We start from the raw sequence: 13,607 nt of genomic DNA, 5'->3' as shown, positions 1-13,607 counted from the left end.
CATGACGCTCTGGCTGGAACGTGAGCCCTCGCCCGGCGCGGCCGGACGGGTGTTCTGCCTCCCGCACGCGGGATGTGGCACCAGCGTGTTCGGCGCCTGGCCGCAGGAGCGGAACTCCACGGAGTTCCTGCCGGTCGAGCTGCCGGGCAGGCTGAGCCGCTTCGACGACCCGATGCCCGACACGTTCCAGGAGCTGGCCGACGCCATGATCGACGGTCTGTGGCCGTACCTGGACGTGCCCTTCGCCTTGTTCGGGCACTGCTGGTCGGCCTACGCGGCGTACGAGGTCGCCGTCCGGCTGGAGCGGACCGGGCGGCCTCCGGCGTCCCTGTTCGTCTCCTCGCAGCTGGCACCGCAGGACGGGCCGGTGGGGCGGATGCTCACCATGAGCGACGCCGAGCTGCGGGCGGAGCTGGAGGAGTCCATCCGGGAGCAGGGCAACACGCCGCACCCCGAGCTGGTCGCCATCTATCTCAAGATCCTCCGCATGGACGTCGAGGTGAGCCGACGCTATCTGATGCCGGATCCCGTACGGCTCGCGTGCCCGATCACCGCCATCGGATGGAGCGAGGACACCGAGGTGCGGCCCGAGGAGATGAAGGGGTGGGCCGAATGCGGCGACACCGCCTTCCCGATCTTCCCCGGGCGGCACCACCGGTTCCAGGACGCTCCGGACGAGCTCCTGGAGACCCTGCAGGCCGGTTCGAAAAGGGAGTAGGGCATGGGCGACGTCGAGGACATCTACGAACTCTCACCGCTCCAGCAGGGCATGCTGCTGCACAGCACACATGACGGCGCCGCCGACATGTACCTCAGCCAGCACATGTACGAGGTGGAGGGGCCGCTCGACCACCAGGCCCTGGAACGGACCTGGCAAGCCGTCCTGCAGGCTCATCCCTCGCTGCGCACGTCCTTCCACTGGGAAGGGCTCGACAAGCCCCTTCAGGTCGTCCACCGGGACGTGACGTTGCCCGTGCACCGGCACGACTGGACGGGGCTGGATTCCGCAGCACAGCGTGAACGGCTCGAACGGCTGCACGCCGAGGACCGGGCGGCCGGGTTCGATCTGACGGCCGCGCCGCTGCAGCGCCTGCACATGGTCCGGCTCGGGGAGGACCGGCACAGCCTGACATGGACCTACCACCACCTTCTGCTGGACGGCTGGTCGGTGGCGGTCGTCATGACCGAGGTCATGGCCCGGTTCGGCGGCGGTCCCACCCCGCCGGACCCGCCGCCCTACCGTGACTACATCGCCTGGCTGCAGCGGCAGGACCCGGAGGCGACCAAGGACTTCTGGACGCGCACGCTCGCCGGCGTCACGCCCAGCCGCCTGGCCGTGCTGCAGCCCTGGGATCCGCAGCGCGGCACCGGGGACGTCAGCCGCCGGACGGTGGACCTGCCCGAGCGGCTCGGCAGGGGACTGAGGGAGGCGGCGGCCCGTCACCGTGTCACGTTCGGCACGCTGGTGCAGGGGGCGTGGGCGGTGATGCTGCGGCGCTACACCGGCCGGTCCGACGTGATCTTCGGCTCCACCAGCTCCGGCAGACCCGCCGAACTGCCCCAGGTCGAGCGGATGGTCGGGCTGTTCGCCAACACGCTGCCGGTGCGGGTGAACGTTCCCGACGACGGCGACGTGGGCGAATGGCTACGCGACATCCAGGACCGTTACGCGCGGATGCGCCGGTACGAGTACACGCCGCTGGCCGACATCAAGGCGTGGGCGGGTACGCCGGGCCGAGCGCTCTTCGAGAGCCTGGTCGTCCTGGAGAACGCCGCCCTGGCGGTCGGCCCCGCGGGTGCCGGACGAGCGGGAGCACCCGCGTTCCGCCGGGACGCCCTGTACGACAAGATCAGCTTCCCGTTGACGCTGACGGTCGCGCCGCAGCCGGTCTCCGAACTGCAGGTCCTGATCCACCGCGAACGCTTCGACGAGGGCTTCATCGACGACGTCCTGGCGCGCCTGCACGCCGTCTTCGAGACGATGGCGAGCGCCGACCGTCTCTCGTCCGTGGTCGCGGCGGCCGGTCCCGACGCCGTCACGCCGCTCGCCCCCGTCGCCTCCGTGGTGGAGACCGAGCCGCTCAGCGCGGAGGCCGCGCGGCTGGAGGAGAAGGTCGCAGAGGTCTTCGGCGAGGTCCTCGGCATGCCGGACGTCGATCCCACCGCGAGCTTCTTCGACCTGGGGGGCGACTCCTTCGCCGCGGTCCGGGTGGTCAGCCGCATCGACGGGGCGAGTGTCGGCATGCTCGCGACCCATCCCAGCGTCCGGAGACTGGCCCAGGCACTCCTCGACTCCGGCGAGCCGGACATGGGACCGGCCATGGGGCCGGACGACGAGCTGGACAAAGAGATCACCGAACTGGAACGCCGGCTGGCCGGCAAACGCGCCAGACGGGCGGCGCTGGACACTGGTCCCGTCCCGGTACCCCGCGACGGCGCGCTGGCCTGCACCTTCCAGCAGGAGGCGGTCTGGTTCATGAACCAGTACGACACCGCCTCGACCGTGTACCACATCCCGTTCCCGTTGCGGATCCGCGGCCGCCTGGACGTCGGGGTGCTGGAACGGGCCCTGTACGGCCTCGTGACACGGCACGAGGCGCTGCGCACCAGGTTCCTGAACCAGGGCGGACTGCCGCGCCAGGTGATCGACCCGCCGCCGGCCGTGCGCCTGGAGCCGATCGACCTTCCCGCCGATCAGGTCGAGCGGTGGGCCGCCGACGAGTGCGCCAGGCCTTTCGACCTGGCGCGAGGACCGGTGTTCCGATACGCGCTGGCCAGGCTCGCCCCGGACGAGCACGCGCTGGTACTGGTCTTCCACCACATCGTGGCCGACGGCTGGTCGGCCGCCGTGCTCGGCGGCGAGCTGTCGGCCCTGTACACGGGCGGAGGCGAGGCGGACCTGGAGCCGCTGCCGGTGCAACCGGCCGACTACGCCGCCTGGCAGCGCCGCCGGTTGAGCGGGGCCGAGCTGGAACGCCGTCTCGGCTACTGGCGGGAGACCCTGGCCGGGTTGCCCATCGTGCCCTTTCCCACCGACCGGCCGCGTCCCGACCGGCCCACCGGCGGCGGCGACACCATCGAACGGCAGACCTCCGAAGACCTGAGCGCCGCGGTGCGCGCCTGCGCGCGAGAACACCGGGTCTCCCTGCTGGCGGTGCTGCAGGCCGCGCTGCTGGTCGTACTGCACCGCTACACCGGGCAGCGGGACCTGCCGATCGGCTCCATCTTCTCGGGCCGGACCCGGGCCGACATCGAGCCCCTGGTCGGATTCTTCGGCAACACCCTGGTCCTGCGGACCTCCCTCGACGGCGACCCCACCTTCGGTGAACTGATCCGCCGCTGCCACGACACCATCCTGAACGCCACCGCGCACCAGGACGTGCCGTTCAGCCTGGTCGTCGACGCGTTACGGCCACAGCGGGCCGCCGGACGCAACCCGCTGTTCCAGATCGGCCTGACCCTTCTGCCGCGCGCCATCGGCGCGACCGACCTCGTGCTCGGGGAGGTGAGCATCGAGCCCATCGTCGTTCCCGAGCGCTACGCCCTCTACGACATCTCCGTCGACGTCTCGGACTCGCCCGACGGAACCCTTCCGCTGTCGGTCGAGTACTCCACCGACCTGTTCGAGGCCGACCGGATCGACCGGTTCGCCGGCCACTACCTCACCGCGCTCGGTGAGGCCGTCGCCGCACCCGATGCCCGCATCGGTGACATCGAGATCCTGACGGCCGCCGAACGCGACCGGGCGCTGCGAGACACCGACCTGCTGGCGCGACACCCGGCCGAAGGCGAGGTGGCCCTGGTCGACGGCGACGGCACCCGGTGGACGCATCGGCAGCTCGACGCGGCCGCGAGCCGGCTCGCCAACCGGATGCGGCGGACCGGTACCGGCTCCGGCGACCGGGTCGCCCTCTGCCTGCCACCCGGCGCTGACCTCGTCACCGCCCTGCTGGCCGTCTGGAAGGTAGGAGGGCAGGCCGTTCAGGTCGCCCCGGCAGAACCGGTGCCCGGCCTGGTCCTGACCCACGCCGAACATGCCGGGAGCTTCGCCTCCGCGCTCGCGCTGGACACCGAGCGGGTCTCACTCGCCGTCGAGCCGGCCGGAGCACCCCTCGCGGCCGAGGTGCCCCACCTGCCGCCGGTCACCGAGACCGAACGCTGGCTCGCCGCCACGGTGGCCGACCTGCTCGGCGCGGAGCAGGTCGGTGTCGGCGGCGACCTCTTCGGCCTGGGCGGCAGCTCGCTCCACGCCACCCGGCTCATCGCCCGCATCCACGACGCCTTCGGCGTCCAGGTGCCGGTCCGCGACCTGTTCGCCAACCCGTCGCTGCGAGAGCTCGCCGCCAGAATCGAGGAGGACGCGCATGAAGTGCCGCACTGAGCGGTCGGACACCTACAGTGTGTCGATCGAGGCCCCGCCGGAGTTCGTCTGGCAGGTCGTGTCCGATGTCGAGGGCTGGCCGCGGTTCTCACCCTTCGCTCTCGCCGTCGAGCGGACGTCGGAGACGAGCTACGACGTCACCGGCCCGCAGGGCCCCGTCGTGCTCTCCAGCCTCTTTCACCGGGAGCTGCTCCTGCTGGACCACAAGGTGATCCTCCCGGACGGCACCGAGGTCTTCATCCCCTACCGGGTCACCGCCAACCACCGGGGGAGCGAGCTGATCATGACGAACGTGAAGTCGCCGGGTGACTCCGCAGAAGAGTACGCCGAGCAACTCGAATGGATGCGGGCCGAGCTGGACGGGGCCAAGAAACATGTGGAGGAGCTGTACCGTGCATGAACTCACGTTGACGCCGCAGGACCGAGCGCAGCTTGCGCCGCTCCTCGCCGAGATCGCCGAGGCGTACGACACCATCGAGGACACCGGGCTGATCCGGAGGGCCAGGGTGCTGGCCAGGTCCCTGCCGACACATCTCGTGGAGTTCCTCGAGGAGTTCCGCCTCGGTGAGCCCTCCGCCCTGTGCGTGCTGTCCGGCCTGGCGATGGACGAGGAGCTGCTCGGCCCCACCCCCGAGCACTGGCGCGACAGCCAGTACGGCTCACCGGCCTTCACCCAGGAGATCTTCTTCCTGCTGTGCGCGTCCGTCCTTGGCGATGTCTTCGGCTGGGCCACCCAGCAGGACGGCCGCATCATGCACGACGTGCTCCCGATCAAGGGACACGAGAACTACGAGATCGGCTCCAACAGCCTGCAACACCTCTCCTGGCACACCGAGGACGCCTTCCACCCGTGCCGCGGCGACTACGTGGCGCTCATGTGCCTGAAGAATCCGGACGCGGTGGAGACGACGTTCTGTGACGCCGGTGACCTCGACTGGTCCTCGCTCGATGTCGCGGCGTTGTTCGAACCGGAGTTCACCCAGATGCCGGACAACTCCCACCAGCCGCAGAACGCCCGGCGATCCACCGGGGATCCGGTGGTGGACCGGCTCCGGATCCGCAGCTTCGAGCTCATCCAGTCGTGGAACGACGACCCGGTCAAGCGGCCGATCCTCTTCGGCGACAGCCTTGACCCCTACATGGCGCTCGATCCCTACCACATGAAGACCGAGGGCTGGCCGGATCGTTCACTGCGCGCGTTCGAAGCCCTGTGCGCGCAGATCGAGGCCAGGACGCGAAGCGTGAGCCTGCGGCCGGGAGATGTGGTGTTCATCGACAACTTCCGCGCCGTGCACGGCCGTAAGTCGTTCCGGCCGCGTTACGACGGTTCGGACCGGTGGCTCAAGCGGCTCAACATCACCCGCAACCTCCGCGGCTCACGCGGGTGGCGGTCGGCGGCCGACCACCGCGTCATCTACTGAGCGGACCCGCTCAGAGCCCGGTGGTCCACCTTTCCCGACGGTGACAGCGGCAACGTGGCCAGCCGCTCGAACCTGGTGGGCACCATGTGGGAGGGCAGGGCCCGGGCACACTCGGCCCGGGCCCGCCCAAGGTCGAACGCCTCGTCGGCCGCGACGTAGGCCACCAGCAGCTCGCCCACGGCGTCGTCGGTCTCCAGCAGCACCGCCGCATCCCGCACGCCGGCGCAGGCACGCAGGACGACCTCGATCTCCGGCAGCTCGACGCGCATCCCGCGCAGCTTCACCTGGCGGTCGATCCGGCTGAGGTACTGCAGCTCCCCGCCGGGCACCCGCCGGGCCAGGTCGCCGGAGCGGTAGTGGCGTACCCCGTCTACTACGACGAAGCGTTCGGCGGTCAGCTCGTCGCGGCCCAGGTAGCCCGCGGCCACGCCGGCTCCGGACACCCAGATCTCACCTGCCTCACCGTCCGCCACCTCGGACCCGTCCGGGTCGCGCAGCGTGATCCCCAGGTTGGGCAGGGGCCTGCCGATCGGTGAGGGGTTGGCGCCGCGTAGGGTGGCCGGGTCGAGCTCCTTGAAGGTCGCGTGCACGGTCGTCTCGGTGATGCCGTACATGTTGACCGCGACGGGTCCGGCGCCGGCGGGCAGTCCCGCCAGGAAACGCGCGGTGCCCTCCAGGTCGACGGCGTCACCGCCGAAGATGAGGTAACGGAGCGGCAGCGGCGGGCATCCCTCGTCCTCGTGCGCCTCGGCCAGTATGCGAAAGACCGAGGGGACCTGGTTCAGCACGGTGACCCGCTCCCGGATCAGCAGGCCGATGAGCTCGCCCGGATCGAGGGAGGCGTCCTCGTCCACCACGACCACCGTGCCGCCGGTGGTCAGCGCACCCCACATCTCCCACACTGACAGGTCGAAGTTGACCGAGTGGAACAGGGCCCATCGGTCGTCCGGACCGATGTCGAAGAGCGGCAGCGCGGCCTCCAGCAGGCTCAGCACGTTGCCGTGGGTCACGACACAGCCCTTGGGCCGCCCGGTGGAACCGGAGGTGTAGATCACGTACGCCGTATCGTCCGGGTGCAGGACCGGCGGGACGGCTGCGGGCGGATGGCCCCAGACCGGCACGGAGTCGCCCACGACATGGGAGATACGGCACTCCTCGGTCATGAGACGCAGGCGTTCGGCCGGGTAGCGCGGGTCGAGCGGCACGTAGGCCGCCCCGGCCAGCATGACGCCGAGCACGGCCACCGCGACGTCGACGGATCGGGCCACGCGCACACCGACGAGCTCACCCCTGCCCACACCGCGACGTCCGAGCTCGGCCGCCAGGCTTCCGGCCGCGTCGGCCAGCTCGCGGTACGACAGGGTCCGCGGACCGCAGGTGACCGCCGGCCTCTCCGGATGCTCGGCGCAGGTCGCCAGGAACAGGGCGGGCAACGATGTCATGGCATGACGCTTTCGGTGAGAATCTCCAGGTACTCGGCCAGCAGGCCGCGGACGGTGGCCACGGTGAACAGGTCGGTGTTGTACTCCAGCAGCACCGCGATCCGCTCCGGCGCGTCCGGCCCCGACACCAGGCCCAACCGCTGCCCGGCGTGCGGGATGACCACCACGTTCAGGTCGAACTTCGAGGAGCGGTTGTGGGCGTTCAGCACCTCGACGTCGAGGCCGGGAACCACCAGGGACGGCATCGGCGTGTCGAGGAAGTTGAACATCACCTGGAAGAGCGGGGTGTGACTGAGGCTGCGCGGGGGACGCAGGCTCTCCACCAGCTTCTCGAACGGCATGTTCTGGTGGGCGTAGGCCTCCAGGCAGACCTCCCGCACCCGCTCCAGCACGTCGGGAAAGCTCGTGCGGCCGGAGAGGTCGACGCGCAGCAGGACCGTGTTGATGATCATTCCGAGCAGGTTCTCCAGCTCGGGGCGCTGCCGGTTGGCGATGCCGCTGCCCACCACGATGTCCTCCTGCCCGCTGCGCTCTCGCAGCAGCACGGCGAAGGCTGCGAGCATCACCATGAACAGGGTGGCGTCGTGGTCCCGGCCGTACTCCCGCAGCCGCCGGGCGAGCGGCCCCTCGATGAAGAGGGTCTCCTCCCCGCCGCGTGAGCCCAGTACCTCGGGGCGAGGCCGGTCGCCGGGTACCGACAGCAGCGTCGGTGCGCCGCGCAGCCGTGCCCGCCAGAAGTCGGTCAGGGACCGCAGCCGCTCGCCCTGGAAGGTCCGCCGCTGCCAGGCGGCGAAGTCGGCGTACTGGACGGGCAGCTCGGGCAAGCAGGGCGGCCGGCCGGTGGCATGGGCCTGGTAGAGCTCGAGAAAGTCGCGGAGGAACACTCCTTGAGCCCACCCGTCGTGGACCATGTGGTGCTCCACCACGACCAGGACGTGGTCATCGGCCGCCAGGCGGACCAGCGTGACCCGCAGCAGGGGACCCTTCGCCAGGTCGAAGGGTTCCTGCCCGGCCGCGAGGATGAACTCCTGGAGCAGGCCCTCATCACCGTCGACGACGGTCAGCGGGATTCCGCGCGGCTCGCCGATCTCCTGGAAGGGTTCGCCGTCGATCTCGGGGAAGGTCGTCCGCAGGATCTCGTGACGGACCTCCAGATCGTCCAGGGTCCTGGCGATCGCCGCCACGTCGAGCCGGCCCCGCAGGCGCAGGGCACGCGGCACGTTGTAGGTGGTGCTCTCGGGCTCGAGCTGCTGCAGGAACCAGATCCGCTCCTGGACGAACGACAACGGCAGCGGCCGGTCCCGTGGCGCGGGGGGAACCCGCCGGGACAGGGCCTGCGGCGCGTGGCGAAGCCGGTCCGCCAGCTCGGCCAGGACAGGGGTCTCGAACACCGCCCGGAGCGGCAGGTCGAGACCGAGGACGTCATTCACCCGCGCCAGCATCTTGGTCGCGGACAGGGAGTGTCCCCCCACCGCGAAAAAGTCGTCGGTCCTGCCGATCTCCTCCACGTCGAGCACCTCACGCCAGATCTCCGCCAGCGCACGCTCCTGCGGCGTGCGGAACGGCCCCTGGACGCCCGGCTGTGACACCGGCGGCCGGGGCAGCGCGCCGAGATCCGTCTTGCCGTTGAGGGTTCGCGGCAGCGCGGGCAGTGGCACGTACCGGGCCGGGACCATGTAGCCGGGCAGGACGGCGTGCAGCGCTGCCCGCAACTCGTCGGCCACGCACGTCTCCGGCACCACGTAGGCGAGCAGGGACCGCCCGTCCCGCACCACGGCGGCGTCGGTGACGCCGTCCAGTTCGCGCAGCGCCGCCTCGACCTCGCCCGGCTCCACGCGGTAACCGCTCAGCTTGATCTGCCGGTCGGAGCGGGCCACGAAGACCAGCGTGCCGTCGGACCGGTGCCGCACCAGGTCACCGGTGCGGTAGAGCCGCCCTCCGGACGGACCGAAGGGATCGGCGACGAACCGCTCTGCGGTCAGGCCGGGGCGATTCAGATAGCCGTGGGCCAGCCCGGCGCCGCCGAGATACAGCTCGCCGGTCAGGCCGACCGGCACGGGCCGGCATGCGACGTCGAGCACGTAGGCGCGGACCCCCGCCAGCGGACGGCCGATGGGGACCTCACGGCCCGGCCGGTCGAGCTCGTGGCTGGTCGCGACGACGGTCGCCTCGGTGGGACCGTAGGTGTTGACCAGCCGGACATGGCTGCCGACCGCGGCATGCCACGCCGCGACCCGCTCCGGCAACGCCTTCTCACCGCCGATGATGACGAGCCGGATCGCGGCGGGCAGCGTCCCCGGCGTCCCCGGCGTCCCCGGTGTGCCCAGCGCGTCGACGAGCTCGTGCCAGAACGCCGTCGGCAGATCGAGCACGGTCACCCCCTGTGCCGCGCAGGCGGCCAGGAACATGCCCGGGTCGGCCAGCATCCGGTCCGTGCGCAGGACCAGGCGCGCGCCACGGGTGAGGGTGGGATAGATCTCCTCGACGCTGGCGTCGAACCCGATCGAGGCGAACTGCAGCACCCGGTCGTCCGGGCCGATGCCGTACAGCTCGGCGGCCTGCCGGGTGAAGAACGACAGTGCGCGGTGCGGGACCTCCACCCCTTTCGGCGTCCCGCTCGTGCCCGAGGTGTAGACGACGTAGGCCGGATCGTCCAGCGCGGGCGGTGGCAGCGCCGTCACCGGGTGGCCGAGGATCTCCGGTCGATCCGCGTCGAGCAGGACCAGCGGAGCGGTGACGCCCCGAAGCCTTCCGGCGAGCGCCTCCTCGCTCACCACGGCGTCCACACCGGCGTCGGCGAAGACGGCGGCGACACGGTCGGCCGGGCTCAGCGGATCGATCGGCACGTACGCCGCGCCGGCCCGGCCGATCGCGAGCATCGCCACCACCATGCCGGAGCCGCGGTCCAGGCAGATGCCGACCCGGCCGCGGGAGCCGACGCCCCTGGCGCGCAGCAGGTGCGCGAGCCGGTTGGCGTGCTGATCCAGTTCCAGGTAGGACAGCGACTCGCCGCCCGCCACGACGGCCGTCGCGTACGGCGAGCGAAGTGTCTGCTCCTCGACGAGCCGGGACACCGGAAGTTCGATGTCCGGCGCGGGTCCGCCGGTGCTCCACCTGCCGAGCAGGCGGGTGCGCTCCTCGGCGGTGGCGGACGGGACCGAACCCAGTGCGGCGCCGGGGTCGGCGACCACCGCCTCGAGCAGGGCCGTGAAGTGCCGGACGAACCGATCCGCTGCGTCTTCGTCGAAGGCGTCGGTCCGGAAGCGGAGACAACCGTGGATGTCGCCGTCGAGCGCGGTGAGCGACAACTCCAGATCCATGGCGCATTCACGCAGGCCGACCGGTATCGACTCGGCCTGCAGCTCGCCGAACAGGCGCCGGACGCCGCCGTGACCGAGCAGCAGCGCCGGGAAGGCCGCGGCGTCGGCGGCGGCCGGCTGGTTGAAGACGAACATCGTCCGGAACCGGGCCGAATCGCGGTGGTCCTGACGCTCCAGCATGCCGAGTACCTGGTCCCTGGTCTGGGCCAGCAGCTCGCGGAAGGTGTCTCGGGCCTGACTTTGGATCGGCGCCGGGTTCATGAGGTAGCCGACGAGACCGGCCAGGTGAGGCCGGGTGCGAGCTGCGAAGGGGACGCCGACCGCCAGGTCGTCCCGGCCGGTGAGCCGGTGCAGCAGCGCCTGGTAGGCGGTGAGCAGGAAGACGCTGGGCGTCACCCCCTCCGCCGCCGCGCGGCGTATCAGCCCGGCGGTCAGCGGCGCACCGATCCCGAACCTGCGGGTCCCGCCCGGGCCGCTGAGCAAGGGCCGTTCTTCGCCGTTCACCTGCTCCTTTTGCTGGGACGGCACACCGGCCGGACCGGAGTCCAGGGCGGGCAACCCGGCGGCCGGGCCACCGGTCTCCTCGACGTACAGCGCCTCCAGTTCCCGGCCGAGGACCATCGTGGACCAGAAGTCGGTCACGATGTGATGCGCGACGAACAGCAGCACGTGCGCGTCCTTCGCGAGCCGGTAGAGGTGCAACCGGGCCGGCGGGCCACAGGCGAGGTCGAAGGGCCGGTTCGCGTCGGCCTCGAGCCGGGCCTCCAGCTCCGTCTCTCCGAGCTCCGACACCGAGAAGGAGTGCGGGTCGGCCGGTCGGACGACCGGCACCGGCTCGCCGTCCCGTTCGGCGAAGACGGTCCGCAGCGCCGGATGCCGCCCCAGGAGGCGGTCGTGGGCTCGTTGCAGCGCTTCCGTGTCCAGCTTCCCGTTCAGCCGGAACGCGGCCGCCGTGGTGTAGGCCGTGCTCTCCGGTTCGAGCCGGTGCAGGAACCACAGGTTCCTTTGCCCCTGCGACACCCGAGGGGTCACTGATGACCCGGAGTCGCCAGACTCCCCGGCGATCGGCTCGTCGGCGGGGACCGGGAGCGGGAGATCGGTGGCAAGGGAGGCGACGTCGGCAAGGGAGGCGCCGCCGAGAAGGTCACCCAGCGGGAGCCGTACCCCCAGCTCGGCCTGAACCCGCCGGCTCAGCTCCTGGGCGGCGAGCGAGTCCATGCCCAGGGCCAGCAGGGGGAGCTCGCGGGCGATGTCCGATGCGGGGAGCCGGCAGACGGCGGCGGCCTGCTCGCGCAGACAGGCCTCCAGGTCGATCGAGCTGCGGCCGATCTCGGGCAGCTCTCCGGACAGCAGCAGGTCCCGGCAGACCCGCCGGCGCACCTTGCCGCTGGTGGTCTTGGGCAGGGAGCCGGCCGGGATCAGCACCACCAGCCCGACGTGCAGACCGTGTTCCTCGGCCACCAGGGTCCTGACCGCCCGCGCCACCTCCGCGACGGCCACGTCACCGGCGTCCCGCGCGACCTCGTGCACGACCGCGGGCTCGTCGTGCTCCAGGGTGAACGCCACCCCACAGCCCGGCCGCAGGAGGGGATGGGCCCGTTCGGCGGTGGCCTCCAGGTCCTGCGGGTAGTGGTTGCGGCCCCTGACGATGATCAGGTCCTTGAGCCGGCCCGTGATGGTCAGTTCGCCATCGGCGAGCCTTCCCAGATCCCCGGTCCGCAGGTACGGCCCGCCGCCGCCTGCCGGCACGGCCTGGAACACCTCCCGGCTCTCCAGCGGCCGGTTCCAGTACCCTCCGGCCACGCTCGGCCCGCGCAGCCACACCTCGCCCTCGTGCCCCTCCGGGCACGGCCTCGAGGTCACCGGATCGACGATCCGTACCTCCTGGCCGGCGCCGCCACGCCCGCAGCCGACCGGGCCTTCCCCGGAGGCGGCAGTGAAGCCGCCGCTCACCATGAGCGTGGCCTCGGCCAGGCCGTAGCACGGGAAGAACGCCTCAGGACGGAAGCCGGCAGGCGCGAACGCCTCGGCGAACCGTGCCAGGGTGGCGCGCCGGATCGGCTCGGCCCCGTTGAAGGCCACCCGCCACGCGCTGAGGTCGAGCCGTTCCCGCTGCTCCGGCGTGGTCTTCCTGACGCACAGGTCGTAGGCGAAGTTCGGCCCGCCACTCAGCGTCAGCTCCAGCCGCGACATCGCCTCCAGCCAGCTCGCCGGGCGCCGCAGGAAGTCGACCGGGGACATCAGCCACATGGGGAACCCGGCGAACAGCGGCTGCAGGAGCCCGCCGATGAGACCCATGTCGTGGTAGGGCGGCAGCCAGCTCAGCCCGCGCATGGCCGCGTCGGTGCCGAAGAGCTCCTGGACGATCCCCGAGTTGTGCAGCAGGTTGCCATGGGTGAGCATCACGCCCTTCGGCTCGGCGGTGGAGCCCGAGGTGTACTGCAGAAGAGCCAGCGCGGAGGCGTCGGCTCCGGGTCCGGCCCATTCCTCCGCGTCGTCCGGCGCGGTGTCGGTCGCGATCCAGGCAAGCTCCTTCAGGGGTAGGTCGCCTGCCAGGGGGAGCAGGGCCGCGACGGTCAGCAGCGCGGCGGGCCGCGCGTCCGCCACGATCGTCAGCAGGCGGGGCAGCGTACGCTCCAGCCGCAGCGGGTCGGGCGGGAACGTGGGCACCGCCACCGCACCGGCGTACATGCAGCCGAGGAAGGAGGTGAGGAAGTCCTCACCGGGCGGGTAGAGAAGCAGCACCCGATCGCTCGGGCCGACCCCGGCGCGCCGGAGTTCGCCGGCGATCGCCCGGGCCCGCCGATCCAGGTGCGCGTAGGTTATCGGCCGCTCACCGCCGTGGTCGTCGCCCAGGAACACGAAGCCGACGCGCTCCGGTTGACGCCTGGCCCGCCAGCGCAGCAGCTCGGCCAGGGTGGTCGCGTCGGCGGCCGTCGGAAAGTCAGGAAGATCGCGTCGCATCGTACCTCCGGACCACGAACGTACCGACGGCACCGCGGGCTGAGATGTCACATGAAGAGGGGCGTCGCCCCGCCGGAAC

The 13,607-nt window shown here is 71.4% G+C and carries 6 protein-coding genes; 4 read left to right on the top strand and 2 right to left on the bottom strand.

The features are described from left to right. The first annotated feature begins 1 nt into the window (after position 1). The 4 genes from ACZ6RT_RS33390 to vioC are packed head-to-tail and all read left to right on the top strand — an operon-like array spanning position 2 to position 5,802. Positions 2 to 718: a thioesterase II family protein gene (locus ACZ6RT_RS33390; protein ID WP_470157887.1), complete on the top strand. Its 717-nt coding sequence runs from the start codon at positions 2 to 4 to the stop codon at positions 716 to 718. Positions 719 to 721: 3 nt separating this feature from the next. Beyond that, the gene (locus ACZ6RT_RS33385; protein WP_470157886.1) at positions 722 to 4,381 is read left to right on the top strand and encodes a condensation domain-containing protein; all 3,660 of its coding nucleotides are present in this window, start codon (positions 722 to 724) and stop codon (positions 4,379 to 4,381) included. Continuing rightward, complete coding sequence (locus tag ACZ6RT_RS33380) at positions 4,365 to 4,781, top strand: SRPBCC family protein (RefSeq protein ID WP_470157884.1); 417 nt, start codon at positions 4,365 to 4,367, stop codon at positions 4,779 to 4,781. The genes ACZ6RT_RS33385 and ACZ6RT_RS33380 overlap by 17 nt, the downstream gene beginning before the upstream one ends. After that, positions 4,774 to 5,802 (top strand): arginine beta-hydroxylase, Fe(II)/alpha-ketoglutarate-dependent, encoded by a 1,029-nt coding sequence (vioC, locus tag ACZ6RT_RS33375; protein ID WP_470157882.1) that lies wholly within the window; start codon positions 4,774 to 4,776, stop codon positions 5,800 to 5,802. Before ACZ6RT_RS33380 ends, vioC begins: the two co-directional genes overlap by 8 nt. Here the strand turns inward: vioC and ACZ6RT_RS33370 are convergent. Further along, complete coding sequence (locus ACZ6RT_RS33370; RefSeq protein ID WP_470157880.1) at positions 5,796 to 7,244, bottom strand: amino acid adenylation domain-containing protein; 1,449 nt, start codon at positions 7,242 to 7,244, stop codon at positions 5,796 to 5,798. The two genes, vioC and ACZ6RT_RS33370, sit on opposite strands and share 7 nt — an antisense overlap. Next, positions 7,241 to 13,528 carry an amino acid adenylation domain-containing protein gene (locus ACZ6RT_RS33365; RefSeq protein WP_470157878.1) on the bottom strand — a complete coding sequence of 2,096 codons (6,288 nt, stop codon included), beginning with the start codon at positions 13,526 to 13,528 and terminating at the stop codon, positions 7,241 to 7,243. Before ACZ6RT_RS33365 ends, ACZ6RT_RS33370 begins: the two co-directional genes overlap by 4 nt. Between the last annotated feature and the right edge of the window lie 79 nt (positions 13,529 to 13,607).

It is taken from the genome of Streptosporangium sp. NPDC050148 (assembly GCF_055586505.1).
Note: the sequence above shows the minus strand (reverse complement) of the source record. Positions and strands in the feature narration are given on the sequence as shown.